The organism is Microbacterium helvum (assembly GCF_014779795.1).
GTDB classification, from domain to species: Bacteria; Actinomycetota; Actinomycetes; order Actinomycetales; family Microbacteriaceae; genus Microbacterium; species Microbacterium helvum.
Genome location: NZ_JACXZS010000013.1, coordinates 25,762 through 50,903 on the forward strand (window position 1 = coordinate 25,762; position 25,142 = coordinate 50,903).

Annotated in this window: 28 protein-coding genes; 13 read left to right on the top strand and 15 right to left on the bottom strand. The window is 69.7% G+C overall.

What is annotated here, in order from left to right; translation table 11 throughout:
• Position 1 precedes the first annotated feature (1 nt).
• Together IF188_RS17215 and IF188_RS20625 are read left to right on the top strand one after the other, a co-directional pair.
• Complete coding sequence (locus IF188_RS17215) at positions 2–1,135, top strand: RNA polymerase sigma factor (RefSeq protein ID WP_191173035.1); 1,134 nt, start codon at positions 2–4, stop codon at positions 1,133–1,135.
• A gap of 64 nt (positions 1,136–1,199) precedes the next feature.
• Positions 1,200–2,579, top strand: a complete 1,380-nt coding sequence (locus IF188_RS20625) for a HupE/UreJ family protein (protein WP_191173036.1) — start codon at positions 1,200–1,202, stop codon at positions 2,577–2,579.
• Positions 2,580–2,844: 265 nt separating this feature from the next.
• Here IF188_RS20625 and IF188_RS17225 read toward each other — a convergent pair whose 3' ends face one another.
• A complete protein-coding gene (locus IF188_RS17225; protein WP_191173037.1) occupies positions 2,845–3,960 on the bottom strand; it encodes a WxL protein peptidoglycan domain-containing protein in 1,116 nt (371 codons plus the stop codon).
• A 92-nt stretch (positions 3,961–4,052) separates the two neighbouring features.
• Entirely contained in the window at positions 4,053–5,963 is a 1,911-nt protein-coding gene (locus IF188_RS17230) for a purple acid phosphatase family protein (RefSeq protein WP_191173038.1), read from the bottom strand.
• Between the two features lie 223 nt (positions 5,964–6,186).
• Between IF188_RS17230 and IF188_RS17235 the strand changes: the two genes are divergently transcribed.
• From IF188_RS17235 to IF188_RS17245, 3 genes are all read left to right on the top strand, one after another.
• Positions 6,187–6,846: a type 1 periplasmic-binding domain-containing protein gene (locus IF188_RS17235; RefSeq protein WP_191173039.1), complete on the top strand. Its 660-nt coding sequence runs from the start codon at positions 6,187–6,189 to the stop codon at positions 6,844–6,846.
• Between the two features lie 56 nt (positions 6,847–6,902).
• Positions 6,903–7,172: a hypothetical protein gene (locus tag IF188_RS17240; protein ID WP_191173040.1), complete on the top strand. Its 270-nt coding sequence runs from the start codon at positions 6,903–6,905 to the stop codon at positions 7,170–7,172.
• Positions 7,173–7,276: 104 nt separating this feature from the next.
• Entirely contained in the window at positions 7,277–7,654 is a 378-nt protein-coding gene (locus IF188_RS17245) for a hypothetical protein (protein ID WP_191173041.1), read from the top strand.
• Between the two features lie 94 nt (positions 7,655–7,748).
• Here the strand turns inward: IF188_RS17245 and IF188_RS17250 are convergent, their stop codons facing one another.
• Positions 7,749–8,333, bottom strand: coding sequence for a sugar O-acetyltransferase (locus IF188_RS17250; RefSeq protein ID WP_191173124.1), 585 nt, complete (start codon positions 8,331–8,333; stop codon positions 7,749–7,751).
• Positions 8,334–8,419: 86 nt separating this feature from the next.
• Here IF188_RS17250 and IF188_RS17255 point away from each other — a divergent pair, with 86 nt between their 5' ends.
• Positions 8,420–9,172: a class I SAM-dependent methyltransferase gene (locus IF188_RS17255; RefSeq protein WP_191173042.1), complete on the top strand. Its 753-nt coding sequence runs from the start codon at positions 8,420–8,422 to the stop codon at positions 9,170–9,172.
• Positions 9,173–9,229: 57 nt separating this feature from the next.
• On the top strand, positions 9,230–9,664 hold the full coding sequence (locus tag IF188_RS17260; RefSeq protein ID WP_191173043.1) for an SRPBCC family protein: 435 nt from the start codon (positions 9,230–9,232) through the stop codon (positions 9,662–9,664).
• On the opposite strand, the gene IF188_RS17265 is transcribed toward IF188_RS17260, so the two are convergent.
• A complete protein-coding gene (locus IF188_RS17265; RefSeq protein WP_191173044.1) occupies positions 9,661–10,239 on the bottom strand; it encodes an NUDIX hydrolase in 579 nt (192 codons plus the stop codon). The two genes, IF188_RS17260 and IF188_RS17265, sit on opposite strands and share 4 nt — an antisense overlap.
• A gap of 71 nt (positions 10,240–10,310) precedes the next feature.
• Complete coding sequence (locus IF188_RS17270; protein ID WP_191173045.1) at positions 10,311–10,616, bottom strand: NIPSNAP family protein; 306 nt, start codon at positions 10,614–10,616, stop codon at positions 10,311–10,313.
• A gap of 22 nt (positions 10,617–10,638) precedes the next feature.
• On the opposite strand from IF188_RS17270, the gene IF188_RS17275 reads away from it, so the two are divergent.
• Together IF188_RS17275 and IF188_RS17280 are read left to right on the top strand one after the other, a co-directional pair.
• Positions 10,639–10,809 (top strand): MmyB family transcriptional regulator, encoded by a 171-nt coding sequence (locus IF188_RS17275; protein WP_224752072.1) that lies wholly within the window; start codon positions 10,639–10,641, stop codon positions 10,807–10,809.
• Positions 10,810–10,841: 32 nt separating this feature from the next.
• Entirely contained in the window at positions 10,842–11,315 is a 474-nt protein-coding gene (locus IF188_RS17280; protein ID WP_191173047.1) for a hypothetical protein, read from the top strand.
• Between the two features lie 76 nt (positions 11,316–11,391).
• Here IF188_RS17280 and IF188_RS17285 read toward each other — a convergent pair whose 3' ends face one another.
• Positions 11,392–11,742 carry a metallopeptidase family protein gene (locus IF188_RS17285; RefSeq protein ID WP_191173048.1) on the bottom strand — a complete coding sequence of 117 codons (351 nt, stop codon included), beginning with the start codon at positions 11,740–11,742 and terminating at the stop codon, positions 11,392–11,394.
• 122 nt (positions 11,743–11,864) lie between these two features.
• Between IF188_RS17285 and IF188_RS17290 the strand changes: the two genes are divergently transcribed.
• The gene (locus IF188_RS17290; protein ID WP_318152929.1) at positions 11,865–12,128 is read left to right on the top strand and encodes a CorA family divalent cation transporter; all 264 of its coding nucleotides are present in this window, start codon (positions 11,865–11,867) and stop codon (positions 12,126–12,128) included.
• Positions 12,129–12,139: 11 nt separating this feature from the next.
• On the opposite strand, the gene IF188_RS17295 is transcribed toward IF188_RS17290, so the two are convergent.
• From IF188_RS17295 to IF188_RS17335, 9 genes are all read right to left on the bottom strand, one after another.
• Positions 12,140–12,850 (bottom strand): lysophospholipid acyltransferase family protein, encoded by a 711-nt coding sequence (locus tag IF188_RS17295; protein WP_318152923.1) that lies wholly within the window; start codon positions 12,848–12,850, stop codon positions 12,140–12,142.
• A gap of 51 nt (positions 12,851–12,901) precedes the next feature.
• Positions 12,902–13,744 carry an amidohydrolase family protein gene (locus tag IF188_RS17300; RefSeq protein WP_191173049.1) on the bottom strand — a complete coding sequence of 281 codons (843 nt, stop codon included), beginning with the start codon at positions 13,742–13,744 and terminating at the stop codon, positions 12,902–12,904.
• On the bottom strand, positions 13,741–14,682 hold the full coding sequence (locus IF188_RS17305) for an aldo/keto reductase (protein ID WP_191173050.1): 942 nt from the start codon (positions 14,680–14,682) through the stop codon (positions 13,741–13,743). Before IF188_RS17305 ends, IF188_RS17300 begins: the two co-directional genes overlap by 4 nt.
• Entirely contained in the window at positions 14,652–15,443 is a 792-nt protein-coding gene (locus IF188_RS17310) for an RraA family protein (RefSeq protein WP_191173051.1), read from the bottom strand. The genes IF188_RS17305 and IF188_RS17310 overlap by 31 nt, the downstream gene beginning before the upstream one ends.
• Positions 15,436–17,397: a hypothetical protein gene (locus IF188_RS17315; protein ID WP_191173052.1), complete on the bottom strand. Its 1,962-nt coding sequence runs from the start codon at positions 17,395–17,397 to the stop codon at positions 15,436–15,438. Before IF188_RS17315 ends, IF188_RS17310 begins: the two co-directional genes overlap by 8 nt.
• Positions 17,398–17,401: 4 nt before the next feature.
• Positions 17,402–18,355: a carbohydrate ABC transporter permease gene (locus IF188_RS17320; protein WP_191173053.1), complete on the bottom strand. Its 954-nt coding sequence runs from the start codon at positions 18,353–18,355 to the stop codon at positions 17,402–17,404.
• Entirely contained in the window at positions 18,352–19,305 is a 954-nt protein-coding gene (locus IF188_RS17325) for a carbohydrate ABC transporter permease (RefSeq protein WP_191173054.1), read from the bottom strand. The genes IF188_RS17320 and IF188_RS17325 overlap by 4 nt, the downstream gene beginning before the upstream one ends.
• A 151-nt stretch (positions 19,306–19,456) precedes the next feature.
• On the bottom strand, positions 19,457–20,731 hold the full coding sequence (locus IF188_RS17330) for an ABC transporter substrate-binding protein (protein WP_191173055.1): 1,275 nt from the start codon (positions 20,729–20,731) through the stop codon (positions 19,457–19,459).
• A gap of 79 nt (positions 20,732–20,810) precedes the next feature.
• Positions 20,811–22,136, bottom strand: coding sequence for an alpha-L-fucosidase (locus tag IF188_RS17335; RefSeq protein WP_191173056.1), 1,326 nt, complete (start codon positions 22,134–22,136; stop codon positions 20,811–20,813).
• 103 nt (positions 22,137–22,239) lie between these two features.
• On the opposite strand from IF188_RS17335, the gene IF188_RS17340 reads away from it, so the two are divergent.
• The 3 genes from IF188_RS17340 (at position 22,240) to IF188_RS17350 (ending at position 25,058) form a co-directional block, all read left to right on the top strand.
• The gene (locus tag IF188_RS17340) at positions 22,240–23,502 is read left to right on the top strand and encodes a hypothetical protein (protein WP_191173057.1); all 1,263 of its coding nucleotides are present in this window, start codon (positions 22,240–22,242) and stop codon (positions 23,500–23,502) included.
• A 92-nt stretch (positions 23,503–23,594) separates the two neighbouring features.
• Positions 23,595–24,341: a hypothetical protein gene (locus IF188_RS17345; protein WP_191173058.1), complete on the top strand. Its 747-nt coding sequence runs from the start codon at positions 23,595–23,597 to the stop codon at positions 24,339–24,341.
• A gap of 228 nt (positions 24,342–24,569) precedes the next feature.
• A complete protein-coding gene (locus IF188_RS17350) occupies positions 24,570–25,058 on the top strand; it encodes an FBP domain-containing protein (protein ID WP_191173059.1) in 489 nt (162 codons plus the stop codon).
• Positions 25,059–25,142 lie beyond the last annotated feature (84 nt).

Sequence of the window (25,142 nt, forward strand, 5' to 3'; positions counted from 1 at the left end):
CATGGATCCCACGGCCCTGCGCCGCGCGATCCCCGAGGTCGTCGGCATCCTCGTCCGGCGCGGAGCAGACTTCGCGTCGGCCGAGGATGCCGTGCAGACCGCGCTGCTGCGCGCGGTCGAGCGGCCACCCGCCGAGGAGGTGCGCGACGTCCGGGCATGGCTCGTCACCGTTGCGTGGCGGGTGTTCCTCGACCAGGTGCGCAGCGAGTCGGCGCGCGCCGAGCGTGAGGAGCGGCTCGCGCGGGAACCCGAGCCCGGGTCGGTGCCGCAGCACGACGACACGCTCGGCCTCTACTTCTTGTGCACCCACCCGACCTTGACGGCATCGTCGGCGACCGCGCTCACGCTGCGCGCGGTCGCCGGCCTCACGACGCGGCAGATCGCGGACGCCTTCCTCGTGCCCGAGGCCACGATGGCGCAGCGCATCAGTCGTGCGAAGCAGCGGCTCGCCGGCATCCCGCTGGATCAGCCGGGCGATCTGTCGCGCGTGATGCGCGTGCTTTATCTCGTCTTCAACGAGGGGTACTCCGGCGAGATCGACATCGCCGCCGAGGCGATCCGGGTGACGCGGCAGCTGGCCGCGCTCACCGACGAGCCGGAGGTCGGGGGCCTCCTCGCCCTCATGCTGCTGCACCACGCGCGACGGCCGGCGCGCGTGGTGGACGGGCGCCTCGTCCCGCTCGCCGAGCAGGACCGCTCGCTGTGGGACGAGCCGGCCATCGTCGAGGGCGTCGCCGTACTGCAGGCGTCTCTCGCGCGCGACCGCCTCGGGCAATACCAGACGCAGGCCGCGATCGCCGCGCTGCACGCGGATGCGCCGACCGCCGCCGAGACCGACTGGGTGCAGATCGTCGAGTGGTACGACGAGCTGCTGGCGTTCGGCGATTCGCCGGTCATCCGGCTGGGCCGCGCGGTCGCCGTCGGCGAGGCCGACGGCCCGCGCGCAGGGCTCGTCGCCCTCGGCGGCGTGGGCGAAGAGGTGCCGAGGTATCACGCGGCGCTCGCCTATCTGCATGAACGGGCGGGCGAGAGGGATGCCGCCACCGCCGAGTACGCGGAGGCGGCCCGCCGCGCGACCAGCGCGCTCGAACAGCAGCACCTGCTGCGGCAGGCCGAGCGCCTGCGGCGCGCCTGAGCCCGGCGCACGCGCGTCACCTTCAGTTCGCCTGCCGTTCGCCGGGACTCACTAGCGTCGCCGAGTGCTCTCTGCCGTCCCCCGCCTCACGCGTCCTCTTCTCATCGGCATCGCGGCCGTGATCGCCGCGCTGCTCGTGCTGCTGCCGGCATCCGGCGCCTCGGCGCACCCGGCGGGGAGCACCGGTGTCTTCATCACGGTGCAGTCCGACGCCGTCGACGTGAAGATGCAGATCCAGAAGGCCGGTTTCGTCGCCGCCACCGGCTATGACATCGCCACCGACCAGGCCGAGCTCGACGCTGTAGCCGACAACCTGATGACATTCATCCTCAACCGGGTGACGGTCGCTGACGATTCGTCGACACTGACCGCGTCGGTGATCGAGCGGCCCCGGTTCGTCACGGTCAACGACGAGGACTCGATCGAGACGGCGATCCGGTTCGCGGACGACGGCCGGCCGATCGAGGGCGCCGTCACGCTCGACTATGACTTCATCCTCGACGTCGTGCCGTCGCACCAGGTGTACGTGGCGCTCGTCAGCGACTGGAACAACGGCCAGGTCGCGGAGGGCGACCCCGAGGTCGTCGGAGTGCTCGGGGGCGGGGTGACCGAGATCACCCTCGACCGCGCGCAGCAGACGCCGCTGCACGGCTTCTTCTCGGTCGTGTGGCTCGGGATGCTGCACATCGCGGAGGGCACCGACCACCTGCTGTTCCTCACGACGCTGCTGATCGTCGCGCCGTCGCTGGCGGTGCGATCGCGACGAGGGTTCCGCTGGACGCAGCCCATCCCGACCAAGCGCGCGGTGCTGCGGGCGGCGCTCATCATCACCTCGTTCACGGTCGGCCATCTGATCACGCTGGCCCTGGTGTCGCTCGGGGTGATCTCGTTCCCGACCAAGCCGGTCGAGATCCTCGTGGCGGTGTCGATCGTGGTCGCGGCCGTGCATGCGATCAAACCGCTCATGCCCCGCGGCGAGCTGCTCATCGCCGGGGTGTTCGGGCTCGTCCACGGCACCGCGTTCGCCACGACGATCCTCGACCTGAACCTCGGCTTCGGCGAGAAGCTCGTCGCCATCCTGGGTTTCAACATCGGCGTCGAACTCGCGCAGCTGATCGCCGCCGTGCTCGTGCTGCCGCTGCTGATCTGGCTGTCGCACGCCCGCGCCTACCCCGCCTTCCGCACCGTGATCGCGGGCCTTGCGATCGTGGCCGCCTCGGCCTGGATCATCGCCATCAGCATCGACGGCACGACTGTGCTGCAACCCGTCTTCGACGGCATCGCCCGATACCCGCTGGTCGGGTACCTGGTGCTCGTCGCGGTCGTGGCGACGCTGTGGCACTTCACGCGTGACACGCAGCGGAAGAGCGGTGTCGACGGCGGTGCGGAGCCGACGAACCCGGCCGGCGCCGCCGAGGCGGCCGCGGAGCACACCCGCGTGTGACGCCCGGAAGCGGGTCCTGCTCCGGGTGAGGCAGGCCCCCGGTCTCGCCGCACACATCCCCGGTCTCGCCGAGCCATGGGATTTCCGCCGAAACCGGGGACGACACCCCCGGGCTCGCGCCGAATCCCCTGCCTCGACGCGTAGACCCCCGCTCTCGACGAAGCAGGAGAGACCGGATGCCGGGCGCCCGGCATCCCGCCCCCACCGGCGTCACAACCCGGCGTCGCACCCGGAACCTGGGGCGCCGGGGCCCGGGCGTTACGGGTCAGTCGGCGACGGCGGCGGGAGCCTTCGCGCGTTCCGCCTCGAGTGCCTTCTCGACGGCCTCGCTCACGCGGGCGTCCTCACGCTCCTGCGCGACGGCCCGGCGACGGCCGCGACGGCGCAGCACCAGAACGACTGTCGCGGCCACGAGTGCCACGACGATCAGCAGCATCCACGGCACGGCGGCACCGACACCCGCCGCCGACACCTCGGCGATCGGGGAACGCGAGCCTGCGGCATCCGTCACCACGGGCGTGACCGCCGTCGACGCGAGCAGCGCGAACAGCGGCGGGACGTTGGGGACGACCACCGTCTGCGTCAGGCTCTCGCCGGGCAGCAGCTCGGGGATCGCGTCCGCCGCAGGCGCCTCGGTCGCGAGCAGCCCGAACACGCCGCCCACGGTCGAGGACGGGTCGGCCGAGATCGCCGCGTTGCCGGTGTTGTGCAGCGTGTAGGTCAGGGTGGCGTCGCCGCCCGCGAACGGATTGAGACCGCCGTTCCACGAGACCGACAGGTCCTCGACGGCGAGCGCGGGGGCCAGCTCGCCGCCGACCCGGAGGGTGACGCGGATGCCGAGACGGCGGTCGACGTTCACGCCGCTGTCGGCGTCGGGCACGGTGAGCGACGTCACGATGCCGCCGGCGTAGTCGCCGGGCGTTGCGTCGTCGGGGATGGACACGGTGAACGGGATGCTGGCGGTCGCACCCGCCGCGAGGGTCACGGTGTCCTGGCCCGGGGTGATCCACGCGCCGACGGCCTTCGACTCCTCGCCGGCGACGACGAGCGAGAGGGCGCCGTCGTCGGAGGTGAAGCCGTCCGCCGCGTACACCTTGAGGTCGACCGGCTGATCGCCGTGGTTGGCGACCACGATGCCGTCGGTGAGCGAGCCGCCGGGGTCGATCGTGTAGCCGTAGTTCGTGCGGTCGGCGCCGAAGTTGTTGGACTCGGTGCGGACGGTCCAGTTGACGTCGGACGCGTCGGGCGCCGCGGCAGCCGAGACAGGCGCGGCGGCCATGGCCGGGGCAGCAGGGAGGGCGATGACGAGCGCGACGGCGACGGCCGCGAACAGGGCGCGGACGCGGAGACGCGGTCGGGGGGAGGCGGGGCGTGCGTTCACGGTGGGCTTTCGGGGTGGAGCGGAAACGGGACTGTCCGTGGGAGAGAGGAAGGCCCTCTCTCCCACGGACGTCGGTGTGGCGACGGGGGCGATCAGCCGGCGAGCGCCGTGATCGTCAGGGTCGCGCGGTAGCTGCCCGTCTGGGTCTCGGTCGGCAGCTTCAGGTCGAGGTCGGCGCCGAGCAGCGCCTCGCCCTTGTCGTGGCCCTGCACGGCTGCGCCGAGCACACGGTCGACCGACAGGCCGGCGCCGCCGTCGAAGCCCGACGTGACGGACGCACCCGCGACCGCACCGGCGCCCGGCGTGACGACCTTCGGCGACCAGCCGAGGTAGCTGCCCGAGAACGTCTTCTTGCCGTCGGCGAATTCGCCGAGCACCGACGTGATCGACCACGGCGCGAGCGACGAGCGGGTGTCGGACACCGCGATCGGGTTGATCGCGCCCTTCGCCTCGAAGTAGCCGTCCTTCTCTTCAGCCGTGCCGAGGTCGACGAGGCCGTTGTGACCTTCGATCGTCCACCCGAACTCGCCCGGGGCGGCCGTGGGCACGACGACCTGCAGCTCTTCGCCGCCGTCAGCGTGGTGCGGGTGGATCGTGACCGAGTCGATCTTCGACTCGACGCCGCCATTGGCGGACGCCTGCGAGCGGATGCCCTCGACGACGAGCTCGTCGGCCTTGACCTGCACCTTGACGTAGCTGCGGGTCTTCTCCTGGCTCTGCACCGAGTTGTACCAGTAGCTCGACGGGTTCAGCGGGTCGGCGCCGTTCCCGGCACCGCTCGTGCCGCTGTTGTCTGGCGCGGTGATGTCGTAGTACTTCGAGCCCGAGGCGGAGTTGGCCGTCATGTAGATGACGCCGCCCTCGCCGACGAACACGTCGTTGGCGCCCGGCTGCTCGTCGGGGTTGGCCTTCTCGCCGTCCTTGATCTCGTAGCTGCGGGTGTACACGTGGTCGTGGCCCTGCAGCACGAGGTCCACCCCGAGCTGCGAGAACGTGGTCGGGAAGTCGACGCGACGCACCTTGTTGTCGCCGTCCTTCGCGTGCGAAGCGGCCGAGTAGATCGAGTGGTGGTACACGAGGACGGTGTACTTGGCGTCAGCGCCGTGGGCCTTCACGACGTCGGTCACGTACTGCACGTGAGCCTCGTCGCCGCCGCCCGTGGCGTTGTTGTAGCTGTTGCTGTTCAGGTCGATGAACAGCACGTCCTTGTAGATGTACCAGTAGTCGCCGCCGGACTCCGTCGCGGTGTTGCCCGCGCGGTAGTAGTCGGCCGAGTAGTCGGTGTTCGGCGTGTAGAAGTGCTGCTCGTACGCCTTTCCGCCCACGTCGTGGTTTCCGATGGTGGCGGCCCACGGGTACGAGCGCAGCTGCTCGGGCGCGAGGAACGCGTCCCACTGGGCCTCGGTGTTCGCCGTCTCGACCTGGTCGCCGCCCGAGACGAGCAGCTCGGTGTCGGGGTTGGCGTTCAGCGCGACATTCATCGTGTCGACCCAGCCGGCCTGGTCGTTCGCCACGTTGCCCGAGGCGCCGATCTGCGGGTCGCCGAAGAACAGGAAGTCGAAGTCACCCTCGAACGACTGCGTCTTGAACGAGTAGGTGGGCGACCAGTTGCCGTCCGAGCCGACGCGGTACGAGTACTGCGTGTTCGCCTGCAGGTCCGACAGCGTGGCGTGCCGGTTGAAGCCTCCGCTGGACGCGATGTTGGCGGACCCGGTCGCGGCGAAGCTCGTCACCGAGGCGACGAACTGGCCGCCCACGAGCGCCGAGGTGGGGGCGATCTGCACGACCTGCGCGCTGTCGGCCGAGGAGTACCAGGTGACCGTGCGCTGGGTCTCGTCCGCACCGACGCCCAGCACGATGCCGGTGTAGTTCGCCGTGGTGGCCGCCTGCGCACCGGCGGGCGCGGCGAACGCACCGCCGAACGCCAGCGCGGCGCTGACCGCTGCGGCCGAGAGCCACAGGGCCGCACGGCCCGAGGGCCGCGATGTTGCTTCCGAAAGCATGTGTCTTCCGTTCTGTCTGGAAGCGGGTGGGGGAATGGCGTCGGGTGTCGCCCCGGCTCCAACAGGCGAGCCTCGCGGCGGCACGTGACGCTCGACATCCGGCTCCGTGAACGGATACTGCCGGCAAAGCGAACAGTCGGCGAACGCGGACACCTGCGGGACATGCCGGGGGCCGGCGTCGCGCATGCTGGAAGCATCCCGCTCTCCATCCGCTAGGACGACCGTGCTTCTCCGCGCCCTTTCAGCGACGGCTGCCGTCGCTGCGCTTGTGCTCTCGCTGACCGGCTGCGCCACCGACGACTGGTCGACCCCGCGCGCGCAGCCGACGATCGTCGGTACGCCGGCCGCGGGGTTCCTGCCGGCCACCGCGCCCTCGCCCGAGGCGACGGTGACCCCTGAGGACGGCTCGTGGAACGGCGTCTCGCCGTCGGCCGGCTACCGCGTCGTGCTGCTCACGAGCGGTTCGGATGCGACGACCGGCGTGCTCAACACCGCGGTCGCGGAGTGGGCCTCGGATGAAGGTGCGTCGCTTCGGACCGTCGCCGCCGAGGAGTCGGACCCGATCCCCGCGATCGTCGACGCGATGGACATGAATCCCGACCTCATCGTGAGCACCGGCGAGGCTCTGGTCGACGCTCTCGCCCTGGTCAGCCCCAACCATCTCGACGTGTCGTTCCTCGTCCTGGGCGCCGAGCTCGCCGAGCCCACGTACAACGTCACCTCCGTCGACTGGACCGGCGCCGGCTTCCGCGGCGAGGGCCTCGGCTCGGCGACGCACTTCGACGAGGATTCGTTCACGCCGGCACGTGCCGATGCGGCGATCCGCGCGGGGTCGGCGGCCGTGCTGACCGGCATGACCGGCGTCGTGCTCTGGATCGATTGATCCGGGATGCCGGCGGCCGGGCCCGCCGGCCGGCGCGAGCAGGAGAGGATGGAAGCATGTCCTCCTCCAACGAACGTCAATCGAACCCGACGGCGTGGGCCGCATTCTGGCTTGCCCTCGCCGGCCTTGTGCTCATGCCCATCCCGCTGTTCATCGGCCTGATCCTGGGCGGCGCTCTCTCGGTGATCGCCGCGGTCCTCGCCGTCATCGCACTTCTCAAGGGACTCGCGCGCAGCGGCAAGGGGATCGCTCCGGTCGTCTTCGCCGCGATCTTCATCGCGCTCACGTGGGGCGGCATCTCGATCGGCGGCGGCACCGTCTGGTGAGTCCGGATGCCGGAGACCACGGGTTCGCGTGAGCCGCGGTCGTCGCTCACAATGACCCCACGCAGGCTCTGGTCCTGCGGTGAGCTGAGGGATATGGTCGCTGCATGGCGGAGAGACTGGTCGAGAAGCTCGCCGGGGCGGTCCCCTCGTGGGGCGCCCGCATCGCGTACGGAGAGAAGTCGACGGTCGGCGGGCAGGACATCGTGCCCGTCGCGATCGTCGTCTTCGGATTCGGCGCCGGGGAGGGGTCGGGTGAGACGCCTCCCACTGAGAAGCTGCCCCAGGGCAAAGGCGAAGGATCGGGCGGAGGCGGCGGCGGCATCGCGCTGCCTATCGGCGCCTACGTCCCGGGCCCGAGCGGGACCGTCTTCAAACCGAACTCGATCGCCCTTGTGATCGCGGTGACGCCGATCGTCATGAGCGTGGCGGCTGCCATCGCCAGCGTGTCCGCCGTGCGGAGCGCCGTCAAGCTTCTCCGCTGACAAGAGCGCCGACGCGACGAACCGCGGCGGAAGGACGCTCCCACGCGCCGCCTCGAACCCACCACAGGGGCGCGCTCAGAGCTCGGCGACCGACTCAGTCGAGCTCGCGAATCACCCTCGCGGGGTTGCCGACGGCGAGCACGTTCGCGGGAAGATCTTTCGTCACGACGGCTCCTGTGCCGACGACGGTGTTGTCGCCGATCGTCACGCCAGGACACACGATGACACCGCCGCCCAGCCACACGTTGTCACCGATCGTGATCGGCTCCGCGGCTTCGAGCTTGTCGCGGCGACGTTGCGCGTCGAGGGGGTGGGTCGGGGTGAGCAGCTGCACGTTCGGACCGATCTGGCAGTCCTCACCGATGGTGATCGCAGCGACATCGAGCGCCGTCAGGTTCGAGTTGATGGCCGTGCGCGCACCGATGTGGAGGTTGCGGCCGAGATCGACGAACAGCGGCGGCTTGAGCCAGACGTCTTCGCCGAGGGTCCCGACGAGGTCGGAGAGGATGCCGGCTGCCGAGCCGTCGTCGGCGACCACGGCCCGCTCGTACTCGCGTACGAGGCGGACGGCCCGGAGCACGGCGGTGCCGATGTCGGGATCATCGGCGATGTAGAAGTCGCCCGCGAGCATCCGCTCGTAGTTGGTGCGGTCGTCGCCGGCGAAGTAGTCGCTGTCGATGGTGTCCTCCTTGATGCCGGGGCGAGGCACATGCTAACTCGCCGGGGTGGGCGTTCGGCGTCGCTCTTCGGCCTAGCATCGGGATCGTGACCGACGCCGAGCTCGCGAAGACCTTTCTGACGATCGGTGAGGAGTACGAACGGTACCGACCAGGGTTTCCTGACGAGATCGCCGCGGCCGTGGCACCGGAACGGATGCGTCACATCCTCGACCTCGCTGCGGGCACGGGCAAGTTCACGGAGCGACTCGTCTCCCGCGCAGACCGGGTCGTCGCCGTCGATCCGTCCGAGCCGATGCTCGCTGAACTGCGGCGAAAGCTGCCTGAGGTCTCTGCGCTCATAGGCACCGCCGAGGCGATTCCGCTCCCGGACGCCGGCTTCGAACTCGTCACCGTCGCCCAGGCGTACCACTGGTTCGACCCTGAGCCCGCGTCGCGTGAGATCCGCCGTGTGCTGACTCCGACGGGCAGGCTCGCCTTGATCTGGAACGCCCCGGATCCTCGCTGCGCGTGGGATTCGGATGCCTACCGGATCGCCCACCCCCGGCCAGAGTCGGAGTCGGCGTCGGCCGAGCCCGCCACCGTTCTGCCGCGATGGGACGTGCCGGGGTTCACTCAGGTCGACAGCATCCGGTTCCCCTGGTCCGAACAGATCACGCGCTCGGACTATCTCAGCCGTTGGATGACGGTAAGCACGTTCCTCGCGGCCGACGAACGGGAACGCAGCGAGCTGGTCAGAAGAGTGGAAGGCGTGCTCGACGACCACCCGGACACACGCGGCCGTCACGTGCTCCAGCTGCCGCAAGTCACGGACGCACTCCTCTACGAGCAGACGGCCTAGGCAGCTCACCCGCAGGTCGCGTGGTCGTGCGCCCAGCCTTCAGGGCAGGATGAACACGTGCCTTCGTCGTTCACGCTCGTCACCGAGGCATCCATCTCCGCGGAGGCGCTCTTCGACCTCTCGCTCGACATCGATGCGCACGTCGACTCGATGTCTCAGACCGGTGAGCGCGCGATATCGGGCGTCACGACCGGGGTTATCGGGCTCGGCGACACAGTCACGTGGCGGGCCCGGCACTTCGGTATCTGGTGGACGATGACGTCACAGATCACCGCGTTGGATCGACCGAGTCATTTCACGGACCGCCAGGTCCGCGGTCCGTTCAAGACCTTCGTGCATGAGCACCGTTTCGAGCAGCTCGCGACGGGTTCGAGGATGACCGACACGATCACGCTCGCTTCGCCCGTCTTCGGCGCGTTGGTGGAGCGGCTGATCCTCGTCCCCTACCTTCGCCGGTTGATCGCGCGGCGCAACGCGCACCTCGTGGGCTAGGTCCTGTCCGCGGTCGCCAGCGGCGCCAGAAGGCCTCTAGCCGCAGCGCAGGCGCGTGCAACGATCAGCGATGGGTCGACGATCTGCCCGCTCGCGATCGCGGCGTCGAGCTCACTGGTCGTCATGCGAGCGCGGTGGACCTGCTCCGCAGGATCAGAGGTGTCCATCGATCCGGCAACGGTTCCGGCTTCGCAGAGGAAGAGGTGGACCGGCCACGCTGCGCGCCCAGGGTTCACGAAGAACGTGTGCAAGGGGACCAGCTCGTGGGGGATGAGTCCGAGCTCTTCCTCCAGCTCGCGGCGCGCGGCCGCTTCGGGGGTCTCGCCCTGGTCACCTGCACCGCCGGGAAGATCGTAGATCCACCGGTCGAGCGGGTACCGGTACTGCCGAGTGAGCACGACGTGCTCGCCATCGACGACAAGAGTGGCGACGGCAAAGGGAATGCTCTCGTCCACCTCGTAGATCGAGACAGTCCCGTCGGTGAGGAGGACCGTGTGATCGACCAGCCGGACGCGGCCCGCGTAGGCCTCCGCGCGGCCGATCGTCTTCCATCCCTGCTCCGTGCCGCTGGTCATAGGGCCACCGTACGCGCGGACTGAAGAGGTGCCCCGCGTGCCGGCTCCGATCTTCCGCGACTCGGCGCCGATTACGAGAACACCGGGTCCAGGAAGCGGCGCTCGTAGCGGCGGATGCACCCGGTCGTGCGGGCGAACTCGAAGGCCTCCTGGCATTCAGGGTCGGTCTTCGAAGCGGTGCGGTAGACCTCGTACTCGGCCAGCGAGGGGAACGTGAACAGGGCGAACGCCTCGTCACTGTCACCTTCGCTGGGCATGAAGTAGCCGTGGTGGGTGCCGCCGAGCCTGTTGACGAGACGGATCCAGGTGCGGCCGTACTCGGTGAACTCGTCGAGCTTGTCGGGGTCGATCTCGTAGCGAAGGTGGACGGTGATCATCGGGGGTCCTTTGCGTTCGGGCTTGTCCACGAGTCTCGTCGATCTGCGCGCGACGGTGGCGCGCTACCCGCACGACCCGCGCCCGCGTCGCCTGGTCGGCGACCTTCGCAGCGCGAGTCCTGATCTCGAGAAGCTCTGGAACACGGCGACGGGGCCGGCGATCGTGCTGGGTACGCAGACGCTCGTCGAGTAGCGGACGGCGGCGCACCTACTACGGTGATGCCCATGGGTCATGTCCGTAGCGCACGCCGCGCATCGATGCTCGGCGGCACGCTCACCCTTCTCGGCATCGTCGCGCTCCTGGCCGCGTGCGCGCAGTCCTATCCGATCCCCCGTGCGCCTGATGGCGACCCGATCGAGGCGGCGAAGGCGCTGTCAGACGCTCCAGACCTCGTCCACTCGAGTTCCGCCGAGGAGAGTTGCGGAGCGTTCGTGCTCGGTCAGGATGAAGCCGTTCCGACCGATGCGGTGGATTGTCTGTCGGCGGCCGTTTCCTCGGGTGAGGATGCGGCGCTCGCCTGGAGCTTCCCCACCACGGAGGGCGACCCGATCGTCTCTTTCGCGTTCGCAGCGGGTGGCGCCGAGGTCACCGTCTACACGACGAACGCGTTCGATTCATACGGCGGCGATCCGGAATGGACGCAGAGCTCGTGCGATCCCATCACCGCAACGAGCCGCACCGGGTGCCCAGCCTCCTAGCGACGTGATCCGGCCGGCGCTCGCATGCAAGCCGAGGGATGTCCCGAGTCAGCATCGCTCGCGAGTGCGTCCGCGCCTAAGCCCAACCGAGTTCGCGCAGGCGGGTGTCATCCAGCCCGAAGTAGTGGCCGATCTCGTGTACGAGGGTGATCCGCACGCGCAGCCGCAAGGCATCGAGATCTGCGCTGTGCGCCTGCATGTTGTTCTTGAACAGGGTGATCCGGTCCGGCAGTTCCCCGTAGCCGTACACGCCACGCGTCTTCAGCGGGCGCCCACTGTAGAGACCGAACAGCCGCGGCCGCTCGCCCACGGGCTGATTCGCAATGAGGATCGCGACGTTCTCGAGACCCCGCACCATGCCATCGGGCAGGGCCTCGTACTCCTCCGCGACCATCGCCTCGAAATCCGCGTCCGAGATCTCGACCATGCTCACCATTCTGCGCGCCCCGTCGGTCCACGGCGGCGCGCACCCGCATCCGGTCCGCAGAAAGTCAAGGGGGGTGAGCCTCACGCCACGAGCAGGTCAGGCTCCCGGGAACCGCTGCGCTGATCAACAACCAGAGCCAGGGCCTCGATGCGATCCTCTCCAGTCACGAGAACAACGTCGCCGCTCGGCAGAACCAGGACATGCGCACCATCTCGGCGTTCGCCGCGCTGCTCGCCGTGCCCACGCTCATCGCGGGGCTCTACGGGATGAACTTCAAGAACATCCCGCTGGTGCAATGGCAAGACGGGTGGACCGTGGTCGGGCTCAGCATCGTCGTCATCGATCTCATCATCCACGGGCTCTTAAAACGCCGCCGCTGGCTGTGAACCGTCGGCGCTCAGTCGCGCGACGTCGCGTTCACGCTGCCGGAGCGCTCCTGCCCGCTCAGGCGGGCGATGGCGGTCATCATCCGCTCGGTGATCTCGCGACGGGCCTTGCCGTCGGGCACGCCCTCGAGATCCGACAGATCGAGCGGCTCGCCGAAGCGCACCTCGACGCGCGGCCTGCCCGGCAGCAGATGACTCAGCGGCTTGATGCTCCCGGTGCCGATCAGGCCGACGGGAACGACCGCGGCGCCGGTATCGCGCGCCATCCACGCCGCTCCGCCGTGGCCCTCGTGCAGCTTGCCGTCGCGGGAGCGGGTCCCCTCGGGGAACACCGCGAACACGCTGCCGGCTCGGAGGATGCCGGCACCCGCGTCTAGTGCGGCGCGCGCATCACGACCCGTCGCCCGATACACCGGAACGCCGCCGATCGACGTGAAGAACCAGCGCGTGAAACGGCCGATCACTCCCGAGCCGGTGAAGTACGACGACTTGATGAGGAACTGCACCGGGCGGGCCGCAGAGGTCGGGATGATCACGGTGTCGAGCGAAGCCAGGTGGTTGCTCGCCAACAGCACCGGACCGCGCTCGGGCACGTTGCCCCGACCGACGATGCGCGGCCGGTACATCAGCCAGAACAACGGTCGCAGGACCACCCGCCCGACGAAGTAGATGGCACCCGGCCGTGGGGCGGGCGCAGGGGTCGACGGGGCAGGCGCTGTCACCTGGCCACCCTACCCGGCGTCGCCCAGAGGGTTGCGCGGACAACCGGGTCTCTACATTCCGTAGACCCGGGCTGCGACGGCACTCCACAACGCCTCGGGTCGGGTGCCCCACGCGCGCTCGACGCGATCGACCAGCCGCGGATAGGACTCGACGCGGGTCGACATCGGCCAGTCGCTGCCGAACATCAGCCGATCCCCGCCGAAGGCGTCGAACGCCGTTGCGACGAGCGCGTCCAGGCGGTCGACATCGTCGGCACCGGTCACAAGACCCGAGAGCTTCGCGGCGCTGTTCGGGGCGGCAGCGACGCGGCCCAACGAGTCCACCCACTCGGGGGTGGAGTCGGCAGCCCCGAGCCCCAGGTGGCAGAGGATGAACGTGGTGCGTGGATGCCGCACCGCGACTCGTGCGACGGCATCGAGCTGCGCGGGCCGGACGAGCCACTCGATCACGCGACCCGACGCGGCCGCACCCTCGCACAGCGCGTCGAGCCCGGGAACGTCCGACAGGCCGGCGGCGCCACCGGGCGTCGCGACGCGGATGCCGCGCACGCGGTCGTTCAGCACGGTCGTGGCGAGGCCGGCCCAGCCTTCGGTGCCGGGGACGTATTGAAGCACCACCGAACGCACCACGGGGTCGGTCGCGGCCACCTCCAGCAGCCACCGCATCTCTGGCAGCGTGTCGCCGGCTTGCACGGCGATGGCGGTGATGACGGGGCCGGTCGAGAGGTCGGGTTGCGACGTTTCGTCTCGCTGCGCTCGCTCGACGAGCTGGAGCGTTGCCGTCCGGAGGTCTGCGGGCGACGCGTCCCGCGGCAACCCCATGTCATCCCGGAACCACGACAGCGAGAAGCGCGACAGGTCCCACAGATGGACGTGGGCATCGACGATCGTCACAGGTGCTCGATCTCGGTCCAGAGCTCGTCGGGGATCTCGGCGTGCTCTGCCAGCGCGAAGTCGGCGACTTCGGCAGCGGTGCGCGCGCCCACCACCACCGCTTCGACGGCTCGAAGACGCAGCGGGTACCGCGACGCCACGTGGCGCAGCGGCAGACCGTGCGACTCGGCAAGCGCGGCCAGGGCGAATGCGCGCGTGCGCTGCTCGGGCGATGCCTCGCGGTAGTCGAAGTACGGGGTGTTCTCGGGGTCGGCGAGGATGCCCGAGTTGAACACGCCGGCGGCCACCACACCCACACCGCGCGATTCGGCAACGGGCAGCAGCTCTGCCTCGCCGCGCTGGTCGAGCAGGGTCGTGCGCCCCGCGATCATCACGACGTCGATGTCGGCCTCGCGCACGAAGCGTGTCAGCGGATCGGGCCACACCATGCCGACCCCGATCGCCCGCACGACGCCCTGTGAACGCAGCGAGAGCAGCTCGGGCATCGCCGAGCGCAGCGCCTCGTCGACGTCCATCGGGTCGTGCAGGTACAGCAGATCGACGCGGTCGGTCCCCAGTCGCGAGAGGCTCCCCTCGAGGCTGCGCAGAACCCCGTCACGAGACAGGTCCGCGACCGTGTCGGCTCCGACAGCGCCGGACGCCACCTCAGCGCCGCCGGCATCCACGATCTTCCGACCCACCTTGGTCGCGAGCACCACGGAGTCACGCGGCACGCCCGCGAGCGCCCGCCCCAACCGCGCCTCGCTCGCCCCGGCACCGTAGTGCGGGGCGGTGTCGAAGAAGCGAATGCCGGCGTCCAAGGCCGCCCCGACGGTCGCGTCCGCGTCGGCGTCGGCGACGGCCGTGAACAGGTTGCCGATCGGCGCACACCCCAGCCCGAAGGTGTCGGACGCGCCCGGGGTCGGCGTCAGCGGGCGAAGGCCTGCGCGGAACGCCACAGCTCGTACTCCTCACGCGAGTCGGGCGTCAGCGGGTAGTAGTCGCTCAGGCGCGCGCCCTCGTCGAGGCGGCGGCGGCTGAAGGCCTCCCAGTCCTCGTGGTCCTGCGCGGACTCGAGCACGGCGCCGGCCATAGCCTGGGGCACGATCACGGGTCCGTCGCCGTCGGCGATCACGACGTCGCCGGGCATGCACAACGCTCCGCCGACTGCCACCGGCACATCGTACGCCCACGGGAACAGCTCGGTCTGCGACGCGTAGTGCGGCGTGGTTCCGGTCGACCAGACCGGAAGGCCGAGGTCTTTGATGCGGTCGGAATCGCGGATGCGCCCGTCGACCACGATGCCCACGCCGCCCTTCTTGACGAAGTAGCGCGCCAGGATGTCGCCGATGCAGCCCGAGTACTTGCTGCCGAACGCCTGGATCACCAGCACATCGCCGGGCTTGACCTCTTCGAGCACGTGCCACAGGGCCGTATGCCGTTCGACGTATTCCTGGCCGTGGCCCGAGGCGAGGTCCTCGCGCTGCGGCATGAACTGGAGCGTGATCGCCGAGCCGACGACGCGCTGCCCCTCTGCCAGTGGCCGCGGACCCTCAACGAAGGAGCGGGTGATCCCCATGCCATGCAGTTTGGCGCATGCGGTCGCCGACGACACCCGCTCGAGGTCGCGCAGCGTCTGCGGATCGGCGCGGCGGTACGCGTCGCCGCGCACCGGCAGCTCGAAGTCCGGGCGCGGGAACGGGGCGGCGGTGTCAGACATGGGTCACTCCTTCGAGAGGTACAGACAGGGGAAGAGTGGATGCCGCACCCCGGTGCCGCGGCATGACGCCGGAGTTCACCGTGTGCAGAGTCAGGTCGGCGCGGTGCGCGGGCGGCAGGTCGATCACGACCGCATCGTCGCCCGGGTCGAGCTCGCGCGTCACCGAGACCTGGTGCCCGGGGGTCGCCGCGTACGCGGTGCTGCGACCGGGATACACGCCGTCGGCCTCGGTGTGGGCGGTGACCGATGCGATGCGCCGCTCGCCGAAGCGCGAGGCCCGCACCACCACGCGGCGAGCGCGGGTGGTCGACGTGTTCACGAGCGACACGTCGATGTCATCGCCGTCCAGGCGCGACACGAGCGCAGCGACATCGGGCGGCAGTCCCGGGCGGCCGGCCGCGACATCCTCGTAGACCACGGCCGCGAACGGCAGCCCGCCGTTGTAGAGCACCTGCGGGGTGCCTGAGATCAGCTGGCTCAGCACCTCGGTGACCACCGGGTTCACGCGCTGCCAGAAGTGCAGGTGTGCGGCATCCGGATCCGTCGGGGCGCCCTGCATCAGCGCGACGCGACGTGCGACCTGGCCGAGCGCCATCTCGAGCGCGCGCTCCGGGTAGTCGGGCAGCTCGCCGTCGAGGAATGCCAGCCACGGCGCCTCATGCCCCGCCTCGGCCTTGTCGCGGAACGGCTTCACCGGATCGGCCATGGGCGGCAGGCCCTCGACGGCGCGGCGCAGGCGCGCCAGGTCGTCGTCGCGGCGCGACCACCACCACACCCACAGCGGCAGCTCGAGCGGCATGGGGCCGTAGTCGAACCAGCCGTGGCGCCCGAACCGGTGCGGCACCAGGAGCGACGGGGTGGCGGCATCCTCTCCCCAGCGCGCGAGCCAGCCGCCCCGCAGACTGAACGGGGTCTCGGCGATGGGGGCGACGATCGCGTGGTCGAGCACCGTGTCGAGTACGGTGCGCGCCATGTCGAGCGCGGAGTCGTCGCCCGTGACGAACGCCTCGTTGATGCCGGCGATGACCGTGGCCATGCCCACCGAGGGGAGGCCGTGCGGCCACGTCCAGCCGTAGTGCCCGCCGTGCCAGCGACCCTCGTGCAGACCGCCGACGACTCCGTCGGGCGAGACGTTGTCGGGGATCAGCCCGGCGTTCTCGGCGGCACGGGCGCGCCAGCCGTCGACGTAGGTGCGCAGCCACGCGGCCGAGGCCTCGTCGCCGTCGTACAGCCAGCGGTTCGCGACGAGGCTCGTCGCGGCGAGGTTCACCGCGACATCGCCCGCAGCGGCCCGGTGCATTGCCTCGCCCATCGCGGTCGCGAGCGCCGGGTCGGCCAGGTCGTCCCACTCGGCGACGCCGGGCACGTACTCCAGCGGCAAGCCATACGCGCGCATCTCACGGCGGTCGGCCGAGTACGGCTCGGGTTCGTCGCTGAGACCGGGGCGCGGACCGAGGGCGCCGTTGTGGGGCGCGGTGATGATGTTGTGGATGCCGTCATAGTTGCCGTTCGCGGCATCCACATACAGCTGCGCGAACCGTCGGGCGCGCTCGGCGAACACCGGGTCGGCAGGGTCGGCGGCGCACAGCGCGTAGAAGAAGATGAGCGACTCGCCCTGGTGGAACCAGTCGTACCCGTTCTCGTACTCGCCGGTGACCATGCCGGCCTCGGCGAGCTGCGCGGTCACGCCCTCCCAGTGGCGCTTGGCCGCGGCGAGCACCTCGTCGCTCCCGCCCAGCAGGTAGAACGCCGGCCAGTTGAAGTAGGGCTCGTACAGGTCGTCGACTCCGTCGCGGTCCTCGAACACCGCGTCGAACTTCACACCGCCGTCGGGGCGCGTGAAGGTCTCCGAGAACACGCGCCACGCGTCTTCGATCTCGGCGAACAGCCGGCGCTGCAGCACTGCCCAGGCAGGGATCGCCGTCAGCGGACGGACGGGAAGGGGCTCAGGCATCCGTTCAGCCCTTCGTCGCCCCGGCGGCCAGGCCGCCGATGATGTGCCGCTGCATGATGATGAAGAAGATCACCGCGGGCGCGATCGCCAGCAGGAGCGTCGGGAAGAGCACGGTGTAGTCGGTCGAGTACTCGCCCACCGCCGCGTACACGCCGGTGGTGACGGTGTAGATGCCCGAGCCGGGGCCGAGGATGATCTGCGGGCTGACGAAGTCGTTCCACACGCCGATCGAGTTGAGCACGATGATCGTCGCGACCACGGGACGCATGATCGGGAAGATGCACGACCAGAAGGCGCGCATCCGGCTCGCGCCGTCGAGGGCGGCGGCCTCGTCGATGTCGCGAGGAACCGTGCGCAGGTAGGCGGCGAACAGGAAGATCGTCACCGGCAGGGTCGCAGCGGTCTCGAACAGGATGAATCCGGGGATCGTGTTGATGAGGCCGAGCACGCGCAGCACGAACACGACGGGGATGAGCGTCACCTGGCCGGGGATGAACAGGCCAGACACGAACACTACGAGCAGCAGCACGTGCCAGCGGGTGCGACCGCGGGCGATCACATAGGCGACCGGCGCCGACAGCACGATGCAGAAGAAGTTGACCAGCGCGACGAACAGCAGCGTGATGCCGTAGGCGCCGACCACGTTGAACTTCTCGCTCGTGATCGCGGCCCACAGGTGGTCGAACGTGAACATCTCGGGCGTGATCAGCAGCGGATGCAGCACGATGTCGGCCTGCGGCTTGAAGGCGCTGATCAGCAGGATGTACATCGGCACGAGCATGATCAGCGCGAGGGCGCCGAGCAGGATCCACTTGACGATCGTGACGGCCAGCGGCGTGCGCTCGGCGGCGGAGCCCGGGCCGCGACGGCGACCGCTGCGGCGCGGCTTGCGGCGCACATCGGCGAGGTAGACCTCGCCCGCGATGCTGGGGCCGGTGGTCTCGGTCGAGATGGTCATGATTCGCTCGCCTTCTGGTCGGCGCCGCGGCGGGCGAAGGTCACGGCCAGGCCGATGACCGCGGTCACGACCAGCAGCACGATGGACTGCGCCGCGCCGAACCCGAGGTTCGCGTGCGCGAACGAGTCGCGGAGGATCTGGTAGACGATGGTCTGCGTCGAGGCGGCCGGGCCGCCGTCGGTCAGGGCCAGGATGATGTCGTACGCCTTGAGCAGGCCGACGAGGGTGAGCACGAGGTTCACGGTGACCACCGGAGCGATGAGGGGCACCGTGATGCTCTTGAACTGCTGCCAGCGGGATGCCCCGTCGACTGTGGCGGCCTCGTAGTACTCGGCGGGAACGGACTTGATGCCGGCCAGGTACAGGATCATGTTGAAGCCGAAGTGCGACCACACGATGGTGGCGATCACACTCACCTTGGCGAAGGTCACATCCGTCAGGAAGGGGAGAGGGCTCACCCCGAACTGCGTCAGCAGGGAGTTGACCGCCCCCTGCGGCGAGAGGATCGCCGACCACAGGAACCCGATGATAAGCGCGCTGATGATGTACGGGTAGAAGAAGATCGTGCGCATCACCGTGTTGGTGCGCGTGTTGCCGGCGATGAGGGCGGCGACGCCCAGCCCGATGCCGTTGCACAGGATCGTGCCGGCCACCGCGATGACGGCGGTGAAGATCGCGGCGTCGATCGTGCGCGGGTTCTTGAACGCCTTGGCGTAGTTGTCGAGCCCGATGAAGTCGAAGTGCAGGCTGTAGCCGTTCCAGTCGGTGAAGCTCAGCACGACGGCCAGCAGCATCGGGATCAGGAACATCGCGATGAACACGATGAGCGCGGGCCCCGCCATGATCGCCCCGGCGAGGCGGTCCTGCCACGAGGTGAGCCCGCGTCGGCGAGGCGTCGCCTTCGCCCTCGGACTCGTGGTGCCCGCGAGCCGGGCCACGGTGTCGGCCATATCAGTCTGCTTTCGTGTCGTCATCGAAACGAGGGATGCCGGGCCTCGGGGCCGCCGGCGTGCCCGGGGTCTTGCGGGAGTCGGGGTCGGGGAGGTTGCCGCCGCGCCGGATCGGCGGCGCTCATCGCGTCACCGGCGCGGCGGCAGGTCATCACTGGATGTTGGCCGTGAACCAGGCGTCCATCGAGCTGTTCACGTCGGCGGCGGAGGTGCCGCCGAGCAGCGCCTGCGTCTGCGTGTTGATCTCGCCCGAGTAGCCGTCGGGGAGCTTCTTCTCGCCGTAGCCGCCACCGGTCGGGGTGTACGCCGACGCCGGGGTGTCGGACACGATCTGCAGCAGCTCTTTGCCGAGGTCGGTCATGTCGTACTCGTAGCCGTCTCGGTAGTTGCCGTCGACCTCGAGCTGGCTCATGACGGCGTCCTCGTCGGTGACGAGCCACTCCACGAGGTCGGCCGCCGCGTCGGCGTGCTTCGACTCCTTCATGATCACGTACGGGCTGGCGATGTTGGCGCCCATGGCCGGATCCTTCACGCCGTCGACCGCGGGGCCGCGGAAGACGCCGATCGGGGCCGGGTCGGTGGCCTTCGCCTCGCTGCCGACGAACCAGCTGCCCATCGGGTAGATGGCTGCACCGCCGCTGAGGAAGGTCTGCTCGGCGTCGACGTACTTCACGCCCAGCGCGTCGGCGTTCGTGTACCCCTCGGCGATCCAGTCCGCGTAGAGCTCGGTGTAGTCGCCGTAGCTCTTCGAGAACGTGGTCTTGCCGTCGTTCATGTCGGCGTACCAGTCGGCGTTGTCGCCCACGACCGACGGCAGCGCGAGCGTCTGCAGCGCGTAGCTCGACATCCAGTCGCCGCCGGTGAGGATCGGCGTCCAGCCGGCGTCCTTGAGCTTGCCGAGGTCATCGGTCAGCTCGTCGACCGTGGTGGGCACCTCGTCGATGCCGGCCTCGGCGAACGCGTCCTTGTTGTAGAACCAGAGGCTCTGCAGCTGCACGCCGACGCCGGCCATGTAGTACTTGCCGTCGATCGAGTACTGGTCGGCGAGCGGACCGCTCGTGGCCCAGTCGTAGTCCGACAGATCGACGAGCTCTTCGGCGAGCTCGGGCGAGGGCGCCACCGACTGCACGATGTCGGGCGCCTGGCCGGCGGCGAGAAGTCGCGGCACGGCAGCGCTCACGCCCTCCTGGCCGGGGTTGTCGATCACGACATCGACGTTCGGGTGGGCCTTCTCGTACGGCGCGACGAGCTCGTTCCACCAGTCCTCGGTGAGGTTCGGCGTCACGTTGACGAGAACGCGAAGCTGGATCTTCTCGTCGTCCTTGCTGCTATCACCCCCGCTCTGGGGGCTGGAGGAGCAGCCGGCAAGAAGCGTCACGGCGGCCGCTCCGGCGCCGATCGCTGTGAGGGTACGTCTGCTGATCATCGTCGATCCTCTCGTGGGCACATCATCGGGACGGGTCGAACATACACTAATCGATAATCGGTTATCAACAATGGAGATCTCATGACGTGAGGAATCTCACGACCGCCGGGCCGACGGCCTCGACCGGCACCTCGACGACGAGCACGTCGCCTCGCCGCTCGGCCGCCACCGGCGCTCCGTCGACCGTCACGGCGGTGGCGGCATCCACTCCCGACGGGCTCGCGATCTCGACCCGACCGGCCGCGTCGACGATCGCGTTGGCGCGGTCGCCCGTGCGCGTCCAGCGCACCCATGGCCCATCGGAGGACGGCGCGCCCTGAAGGGGCCGCGATCCGAACACGGCATCGCCGTGGCGCGCGTTCCACGCGCCGAGCGCGCGCAGCGTCGCCTGCTGCGGGGCGGGGAGGGTTCCGGATGCCGTGGGGCCGACGTTCAGCAGCAGGTTGCCGCCGCGCGACACGACGTCGATGAACAGGCGGATCGCCGCCGGTCCATCCAGGTTGTGCTCGGAACCTTCCAGGCGGTTGTAGCCGAAGGAGTACCCGATGCCGCGGCAGTTCTCCCACGCCGCCGACCCTTCGTTCGACCGGCCGCTCTCGTACTCGCTGGTGAGGAAGTCGGCGTGCACGCCGCTCCAGCGGTCGTTGACGACGCCGTCTGGCGTCGCGGTGTAGAAGCGGTCGAACACGTCGGCGAGGCTGAACGGCCCGGGCGCGTGGCCCGCGACGGGCCAGCCGATGTCGCCCCACAAGAGGTCGGGGCGGTACCGCTCGATGAGGTCGACGAGGTGATCGTGCGCGTAGCGGGCGTACTCGTCGCCCGCCGGCGGCACCAGCTGCGCATCGGACTCGATGGGCGCCGCCGCCCCCACGTGCCAGTCCAGCCCGCCGGAGTAGTATGCGCCGAAGCGCAGGCCGGCTGCGCGCGCCGCCTCGGCGAACTCGCCGACCAGGTCACGTCGAGGCCCGCGGCCGACAGCGTTGCGATCACCCGTGTGCGGAGCATCCCACAGCGCGATGCCGTCGTGATGCTTCGTCGTCGGCACGACATAGCGCGCGCCGGCTGCGGCGAACATCGCCACCAGCGCGTCGGCATCGAACGCGTCGGCGGTCCAGTCGTCGAGGAACTCGTCGTACGGCCGCCCCTGATAGGTCTCGCGGTGATGCTCGGCCGCGGGACTCCCGGCGATGCGGATCGTGTTCGCGTACCACTCGGCGTACGGGTTATGGCGGTACCACCGGGTGTCGTCGATCGTGCCGAGCGCGCCGATCGGCTCTGCCCACGCCGGCACCGAGTACGCCCCCCAGTGCACGAAGATGCCGAGCTTCGCGTCGCGGAACCAGTCCGGCACCGGCCTCTCGAACCGTTCATACTCTCGGGGTCGGGTGTCGACGTCCTGGTCCATTCCGGGTCCTCCTCGCCAGGTCCCGCAGCGGCGCGGGCCGGTCATCGATGCTATCGATAACCGATGAGAGTCGGGATGCGGGGCGCCCGGGTAACGTGGCCGCATGACCAGCCTCCCCCCGGCCCCGCCCACGTTCGACGCGCGGCCGCTCGTCGAACCGGTGCCGCCCGGCGCGGCGCGGGCGTTCACGCAAGAGCTCAAGCGCACCGGGCGGCTGCCGTCGGCCTCGAACGCCGCCATCGTGATCGTCGGCGTCACGCTCGTCGGCGTGGTGGTGTTCGGCTCGATGGTCGTCACGATGATCAGCGCCGTCTTCGGCGCGATCATGGGCGCCATGCAGGGTGGATCGCTGGTCGCGCTCTTCGGTGCGCTGGTCCCTGTGCTGTTCTTCGGCGCGATCATCGCCGTCGCGGTCGTCCTGATCGTGCGCAGCGCGCGCACGGGCGACGAGCGCCGCTACCGCCTCGATGGGTTCGCGCGCGCGAACGGCATGTCGTACGTGCCGCAGTTCGGGAACCCCGGCCTGCCGGGCATGATCTTCTCGCTCGGCAGCGCACGCAACGCGACCGACCTGGTGCGCGGCGACCGGCCCCGTTTCGTCGAGTTCGGCAACTACGCCTACACGACCGGCTCAGGAAAGAACAAGACCACGCACCGGTGGGGCTACGTCGCCGTCAAGCTCGACGTTCCGCTGCCCAACATCGTGCTCGATGCGACCAGCAACAACTCGCTGTTCGGTTCGAACCTGCCGGCGTCGTTCGACAAGGACCAGCGGCTGAGCCTCGAGGGCGACTTCGACCGCTACTTCGACCTGTACTGCCCGGCCGGCTACGAGACCGATGCGCTGTACCTGTTCACGCCCGACATCATGGCGCGCTTCATCGACCACGCCGCGGCCCTCGACGTCGAGATCGTCGACGACTGGCTGTTCCTCTACGCGCGGCGCGACTTCTCGACGCTCGACCCGGCGACGTGGGCATGGCTGTTCTCGGTCGTCGGCGCGCTGCTCGACAAGTTCGCGCAGTGGGCGCGCTGGCGCGACGATCGCCTCGCCGCCGCGGCGGCTGCGACGCCGGCGACGCCGCAAGCGATGATTCCGGATGCCGCCGCCCCCGGCACCGGCCCGGTCACGGCCGGGGCGGTCCAGGGTGGCGGCGGTGCGGCATCCACCGTCCCCTTCGTGGCCCCGCTGGACGCGCTCCGCCCGCCGCCGGGCGTCGCCCCGCAGGGACGCCGGCTGGAGCGCCGCGTGCCATGGCTCCCGATCATCATCATCGGCGCCTTCGTGCTGTTCTGGATCCTGTCGCAGCTCGGCGTGCTCGGCGGGCTGCTGGGCGGCCTGGTCGGCGGCCTCACCGGCGGCTGAACGATCCGAAGCGTGGGGAATTGTCCCCATCGCAGCCCTCGCGACCGTTCGGCACCGTGGTGAGCGACTGTGTCGAGACGGAGGACGGACCCATGCGCATCACGACGAAGACCGCGACGGCACTCGTCGCCCTGGCAGCCGTGGCCGCGGTGGTCACCGGGTGCAGCGCCCCGGCCGAGTCGGCGCCGACCGAGACGGCCGCGGCCTCGACGCCGGCACCGACTCCGACCACGCCGTCCGCGCCCTCGGGCTGCCCGGAGCTCGCGGTCGGCGTGGTGGTGACCGCCGATCAGCTCGACGACTGCGCGGCGCGGCGCATGGTGGACTCGGCCGGGTTCGCGTACGACACGCTCACCAACGACGAACCTGGCACGAACCGCTACGACACCGCGACCGGGGACTTCGAATCGCTGACCGCGTCGCTCTCGATCATCGTGGTCGATGGCGAGGCATGGGTGAAGACCGCGGAGTCGGACTGGCAGGCTCCCGATCAGGATTCCGAGGATTTCGGGATCGCGGCGGGGAGCCAAGTCGCCGCGAACTACACCTCAGGCGACCCAGATCACGCGGTCCGCACCTTCGTGGGCGCCATGGACGGGCCAGGCGCGGGCGGCGAGTTCACCGTGACCGGCACCGGCGAACGCCTCGGCGAAGAGGTCTTCGTGATGACGGGCACATCGTTCATCGGCAGCACCGGTTACGACGCGACCCGCGAGTACACGGCCGACTACGTGCTCATGGCATCGTCCGGCAGCGGCAGCTTCAACACCCGAGACTTCACCAGCACGGTAACCATCACCGAGTTCGACAAGGCGCAGAAGATCACCGCCCCGAACTGACCGGGATCGCCCAGGACCAGGGGCGTATGCTGTCGGGCGTGCAGAACTCGGTCACGACGCCCCGCGGGCGTAAGGGGGTCCTCGGCGCCAGACGCGCCGAGGGGATGTAGCTGTGCGCGTCGCCCGGTCTTCGACCAGGGGTGACGCAGCCCGCATCCTCCGCGAGCCGTCGGCTTGCGGCATCCCATCGTTCGCCGAAACCGGCGATCCCTCGTGAATCAAGGAATCATGCACGCATTCACCGAGAAGGACATCCGCGCGTCCTTCGTCAACGCCTCGCTCCGCGAGCGCAATTCGCTCATCGTCCCCGATCTGCGCGACATCGAGTGGGACAAGCTGGACTACTTCGGCTGGCGCGACCCCAAGCAGCCCCTCGCGGGCTTCCTGGTCGTGGCGGTCGATGACGCTCCCGTCGGCATCCTGCTGCGCCAGACCGAGCAGCGCACGCGCACCCGCGCGCAGTGCTCGTGGTGCGAGGACGTCACCCTGCCCAACGAGGTCGTGATGTTCAGCGCCAAGCGCGCCGGCAAGGCCGGCCGCAACGGCGACACCGTCGGCACCCTGCTGTGCGAGAACTTCGAGTGCTCGGTCAATGTGCGCCGACCGGTGCCGCCCGCTTACCTCGGGTTCGACGTGAAAGCCGCCCGTGACCGGCGCATCGCGGCCCTGCGCGAGCACGCCGTGGGCTTCGCGCGCGACATCCGCGACAGCGCCTGACGTCAGGAACGTGGATGCCGGCGGCCCGGGCCCGCGTCGGCCGGGGTGCCGGCATCCACTCACCGAAGCCACCTTGTCGTTGAG

Coding starts and splice junctions, on each gene's coding strand:
- IF188_RS17320 (WP_191173053.1), bottom strand. CDS start 18,355: ATGACCATCTCGACCGAGACCACCGGCCCCAGCATCGCGGGCGAGGTC.
- IF188_RS17335 (WP_191173056.1), bottom strand. CDS start 22,136: ATGGACCAGGACGTCGACACCCGACCCCGAGAGTATGAACGGTTCGAG.
- IF188_RS17315 (WP_191173052.1), bottom strand. CDS start 17,397: ATGCCTGAGCCCCTTCCCGTCCGTCCGCTGACGGCGATCCCTGCCTGG.
- IF188_RS17270 (WP_191173045.1), bottom strand. CDS start 10,616: ATGATCACCGTCCACCTTCGCTACGAGATCGACCCCGACAAGCTCGAC.
- IF188_RS17310 (WP_191173051.1), bottom strand. CDS start 15,443: ATGTCTGACACCGCCGCCCCGTTCCCGCGCCCGGACTTCGAGCTGCCG.
- IF188_RS17230 (WP_191173038.1), bottom strand. CDS start 5,963: ATGCTTTCGGAAGCAACATCGCGGCCCTCGGGCCGTGCGGCCCTGTGG.
- IF188_RS17240 (WP_191173040.1), top strand. CDS start 6,903: ATGTCCTCCTCCAACGAACGTCAATCGAACCCGACGGCGTGGGCCGCA.
- IF188_RS17325 (WP_191173054.1), bottom strand. CDS start 19,305: ATGGCCGACACCGTGGCCCGGCTCGCGGGCACCACGAGTCCGAGGGCG.
- IF188_RS17265 (WP_191173044.1), bottom strand. CDS start 10,239: ATGACCAGCGGCACGGAGCAGGGATGGAAGACGATCGGCCGCGCGGAG.
- IF188_RS17280 (WP_191173047.1), top strand. CDS start 10,842: ATGGGTCATGTCCGTAGCGCACGCCGCGCATCGATGCTCGGCGGCACG.
- IF188_RS17340 (WP_191173057.1), top strand. CDS start 22,240: ATGACCAGCCTCCCCCCGGCCCCGCCCACGTTCGACGCGCGGCCGCTC.
- IF188_RS17345 (WP_191173058.1), top strand. CDS start 23,595: ATGCGCATCACGACGAAGACCGCGACGGCACTCGTCGCCCTGGCAGCC.
- IF188_RS17350 (WP_191173059.1), top strand. CDS start 24,570: ATGCACGCATTCACCGAGAAGGACATCCGCGCGTCCTTCGTCAACGCC.
- IF188_RS17215 (WP_191173035.1), top strand. CDS start 2: ATGGATCCCACGGCCCTGCGCCGCGCGATCCCCGAGGTCGTCGGCATC.
- IF188_RS17245 (WP_191173041.1), top strand. CDS start 7,277: ATGGCGGAGAGACTGGTCGAGAAGCTCGCCGGGGCGGTCCCCTCGTGG.
- IF188_RS17330 (WP_191173055.1), bottom strand. CDS start 20,731: ATGATCAGCAGACGTACCCTCACAGCGATCGGCGCCGGAGCGGCCGCC.
- IF188_RS17285 (WP_191173048.1), bottom strand. CDS start 11,742: ATGGTCGAGATCTCGGACGCGGATTTCGAGGCGATGGTCGCGGAGGAG.